At 59.2% G+C, this 4190-nt stretch carries 3 protein-coding genes and 2 pseudogenes; all 5 read left to right on the top strand.

Annotated elements, in window-relative coordinates:
• The 5 genes and pseudogenes from A2X88_02610 (at position 1) to A2X88_02590 (ending at position 4017) form a co-directional block, all read left to right on the top strand.
• Positions 1-517 (top strand): annotated as a pseudogene (locus A2X88_02610) (hypothetical protein).
• 252 nt (positions 518-769) lie between these two features.
• A pseudogene (locus A2X88_02605) lies at positions 770-934 on the top strand (plasmid maintenance system killer protein).
• 1276 nt (positions 935-2210) lie between these two features.
• Positions 2211-3374 (top strand): hypothetical protein, encoded by a 1164-nt coding sequence (locus A2X88_02600; GenBank protein ID OGP35331.1) that lies wholly within the window; start codon positions 2211-2213, stop codon positions 3372-3374.
• Between the two features lie 121 nt (positions 3375-3495).
• Entirely contained in the window at positions 3496-3750 is a 255-nt protein-coding gene (locus A2X88_02595; GenBank protein ID OGP35330.1) for a prevent-host-death family protein, read from the top strand.
• 3 nt (positions 3751-3753) lie between these two features.
• Positions 3754-4017: an addiction module toxin RelE gene (locus tag A2X88_02590; protein ID OGP35329.1), complete on the top strand. Its 264-nt coding sequence runs from the start codon at positions 3754-3756 to the stop codon at positions 4015-4017.
• Positions 4018-4190 lie beyond the last annotated feature (173 nt).

Raw genomic sequence — 4190 nt, 5'->3', positions numbered from 1 at the left:
TGCGGGGTTCGGCGATTTTCTGGGCGTGGGGGATGTCCGCTTCGGGATACTGGCGCCTTTCGTGACCGTATTCTGCATGGTAGGGGTGATGAACGCCCTGAATCTTTCCGACGGGCTGGACGGCCTGGCCGGCGGGATCGCCGCGATCGCGTGCTTTTTCCTGGGGGTCTTCGCCTACATGACCGGGAACTGGCTGCCCCTGTACATCCTTCTCGCCCTCTTCGGCGCCCTCCTCGGGCTCCTGCGGTACAACACCTACCCCGCGCATCTTTTCATGGGGGACACTGGAAGCCTCCTGTTGGGATACTCCCTTTCGGCGGTTGCGGTGATGATGGTCCGGGGCGGTGAAGGGATCGTCGGCCTCTCCCCGACCACGGTGGCCGCGGTTCTCGCATTGCCGATCATCGACACGCTCCTGGTGATGGCGCGCCGTCTGCTGCACGGGCAGAACCCCCCGATAAAACGCACCTGCACCACCGCCTGCTCGAGCTGGGGTTGCCGCACGCCGCCGTTGTGACCGTCCTCTCCGTGAGTTCGGCCGGTTTCGGGTTCCAGGCGGTGTTTTTCCGGGTGGTTCCAGGTTTTCGCCGATTGGGGCGTGTGCCTACAGGTTTTCGGGGGTCGCAGCGATCTTTCGGAACAAGGGTGGCGGTGATATTTTGAGCTTTTTCAGGAGGTTTTGCTGATCGTGGGTCTGTTCCGTCCGCTGAACGCCTCCGTCATCAAGCGGATCGACGAACTTTCGATGGAGTATATCGCCGGCGTCCGGATGCGAAGGGAAACGGAGATGCTCTTCAACGACCGGCCGGTTCCCCGCTTCCGATCTTTCGAGCGCCCGGCGCGCCGCAAGCTTCTCTATCTGCACCGGGCGAGGACATTGCGCGATCTTGCCGTCCCGCCCGGCAATCAACTCGAGGCGCTGAAGGGGGGCCGGACAAGAACAGGGACGTTCCTAAGAACTCTCGCCCCAAACCGGGACGTTCTCTGGAATTCCGGATTCAACGATCGATGGCGTTGCTGAACGTTCCGGAAAGGGGAGGAACGTCCCCTCGCTTGCCCGTTTGCGACTTGGGTGAAATTGTGAGAAATTGAAACGGGAATCGTATTGAATCCGGATTGTCGGAGCGTGGGTCATGGAGAGGCAAATTAAAGTGCTCGTTGAAAAACACCCGGATGGATATGTGGCGTATCCGCTCGGGTTGAAAGGCGTGATTGTCGGAGAAGGCGAGACTTATGAAGAGGCGCTTGCCGACGTAAAATCTGCGATTCGATTCCACATCGAGACCTTCGGCTCGCGATGGTTCGGGAGAACCCCGATGGTACGCGGACACCATTGACGATGCCCAATCATGCCAGGATCAAGTCTTCGACCTTGCGGACAATATGTACCCAGGCGGGGATTTCGCGAGACGAATTCCTGAAAACCTATGATAAGTCGTGAAGTGCGTAAACCTGCGACGAGTACAAATAGGGGACGTCGCCGAATTGTCCTAAGAACAGGGACGTTCCTAAGAACTCTCGCCCCAAACCGGGACGTTCTCTGGAATTCCGGATTCAACGATCGATGGCGTTGCTGAACGTTCCGGAAAGGGGAGGAACGTCCCCTCGCTTGCCCGTTTGCGACTTGGGTGAAATTGTGAGAAATTGAAACGGGAATCGTATTGAATCCGGATTGTCGGAGCGTGGGTCATGGAGAGGCAAATTAAAGTGCTCGTTGAAAAACACCCGGATGGATATGTGGCGTATCCGCTCGGGTTGAAAGGCGTGATTGTCGGAGAAGGCGAGACTTATGAAGAGGCGCTTGCCGACGTAAAATCTGCGATTCGATTCCACATCGAGACCTTCGGCTCGCGATGGTTCGGGAGAACCCCGATGGTACGCGGACACCATTGACGATGCCCAATCATGCCAGGATCAAGTCTTCGACCTTGCGGACAATATGTACCCAGGCGGGGATTTCGCGAGACGAATTCCTGAAAACCTATGATAAGTCGTGAAGTGCGTAAACCTGCGACGAGTACAAATAGGGGACGTCGCCGAATTGTCCTAAGAACAGGGACGTTCCTGAGAACTCGCTCGACCATTTTCCGTTACAGATGCATATCTTCCAGGATTCAAGGATTCAGGTTCTTGTGATTCAGGTTCCTGTTGGCTAAGCTATATAGTCTAGTTTATTATCAAGATATCAAATAGTTAAAGCACTTGCCGACATGCCGGTCGTGGCGCTCACCGGCATGCGCCAGACCGGGAAAAGCACCTTCCTTCGGCAACAGGCGGAACTCCGGGGCAGAAGGTACGTAACTCTCGACGATTTCGCCCAGCTTGCGGCGGCGAAAGAGGATCCGGAACAGTTCGTCGCCACTGGGGAACCGCTGACGATCGATGAGGCGCAGCGATGCCCCGAGCTGTTCGTCGCCATGAAGAGGGCCGTCGATCGCAACAGGGTTCCCGGGCGTTTTCTCATCTCCGGCTCCGCCAACTTCCTCCTGATGAAAAACATTTCCGAAAGCCTGGCGGGACGGGCGGCCTATTTCACGATGCACCCCTTTACACGCCGGGAACTGGACGATGGGACGTCGGAGCGGCCGTTCCTCCGGAGATTCTTCGAAGAGCCGTCCATCACGGGGTTGGGCGAGGTTCCGCCGGTCCCGCTCGACGACGTTGCAACGGGGGGGATGCCGCCGGTGTGTCTCGGCGGCCTGCAAGACAGGGCCGGCTGGTTCAAGGCGTACGAGCAGACCTACCTGGAGCGGGACATCCGCGACCTGGGCCGGATCGGGGACGTCATCCCGTTCCGCGGGCTCTTGCGCCTTGCCGCTCTTCGGACGGGAGGCGTGTTGAGGATCAGCGAATTGGGGAGAGACGCACGCCTCAAGGCGGCGACCGTATCCGGCTACCTCTCCGTGATGGAGACCTCCTGCGTCTTCTTTCGCGTGGCTCCGTACCTCGGGAATCCCGCCGCCCGGCTGATCAAGTCTCCGAAGTTCTATCTGTCCGACTCCGGGCTGGCCTGCTTCCTCGCCGGGATCGAGGCGCTCGCGGCGGACGATCCGCGAAAAGGCGCGATGGTGGAAACGTACGTGGCGCAGAACCTCGCCGGGATCCTTCAGTCCGGCTGGCCCCGGGCCGAGATGTTCTTCTGGAACATCCAGGGGCGGCACGAGGTCGACATCGTCATCGAGGCCGGGAACCGGTGCATCGCCGTGGAAGTCAAGGCGACGGGCCGGTGGGAAAAGGAGGACCTGGCGGGCCTGAAGGCGTTCGTCGCCGCGACCCCTCATTGCGTGGCGGGGATCCTGGGGTACAACGGACCTGTGCCCGTCCGCCTGGGCGACCGGCTGTGGGCGATCCCTCTCCGGCTGCTGCTGTCGTGAAAAGTTCAGGGACGTTCTTAAAACTTTTCACCCCCCTATTCCCTGCCGGGCTCCCGATTACTTGTATAAAAAATACAAATCATATAATCTGTACAATGTATAAAACAGATCGGAGGAATCCATGGCCCGCATGACGGCAAGTCAGATCCGGGGAGAATTCGCGGAGGCCCTCAACCGGGTGGTCTACAGGGGCGAGAGGATCGTCCTGCGCCGCCGGGGGAAGGATGTCGCCGCGCTGGTCTCGATCGAGGATCTGGAGCTTCTTCAGGGGGTAGAGAACCGGGAAGATATCCGGGACGCCCGGGCCGCGAAGGAGGAGGCGGAGCGCGAAGGGACGACTCCACTGGCCGACTTCAAGAAAGAGCTTGGCCTGTAACCGTTGGCGTATTCCGTCGAACTTGCACCGGCCGCGAAACGCCAGGTCAGGAAGCTGGATCGCTCGATCCAGGGGCGAATCATTCGCCGCCTCGAGGCGCTGGGAAAAGATCCGCGTCCTCCAGGCGTCGAGAAACTGGAAGGGAACGAGAACACCTATCGGGTCCGGGTGGGGGAATATCGGATCGTGTACGAGATCCGGGACAAGATCCTCGTGATCCTGGTCCTGAAAGTGGGGCACCGCAGGGAGATCTACCGCGGCTCATAGGAGGAAAGCAAAGGGACGTTCTGAAAACTTTTCACCTCGTCCGCCTCACGGCGCTTGATGGCGAATCTCCATCAGGTTTTCCGATGGATGTTGGAACCTCACCGCTTGTCCAGGAATTCCAGCAGATTCCCGCGGTGGACCATCTCCACGGGGCAACCAGGGTAGGCCGCGGA

The organism is Deltaproteobacteria bacterium GWC2_65_14 (assembly GCA_001797615.1).
Classification (GTDB): Bacteria; Desulfobacterota; Deferrimicrobia; order Deferrimicrobiales; family Deferrimicrobiaceae; genus GWC2-65-14.
The sequence above is the reverse complement of the archived record's forward strand: the minus strand, read 5'-3'. Positions and strand labels throughout refer to the sequence as shown.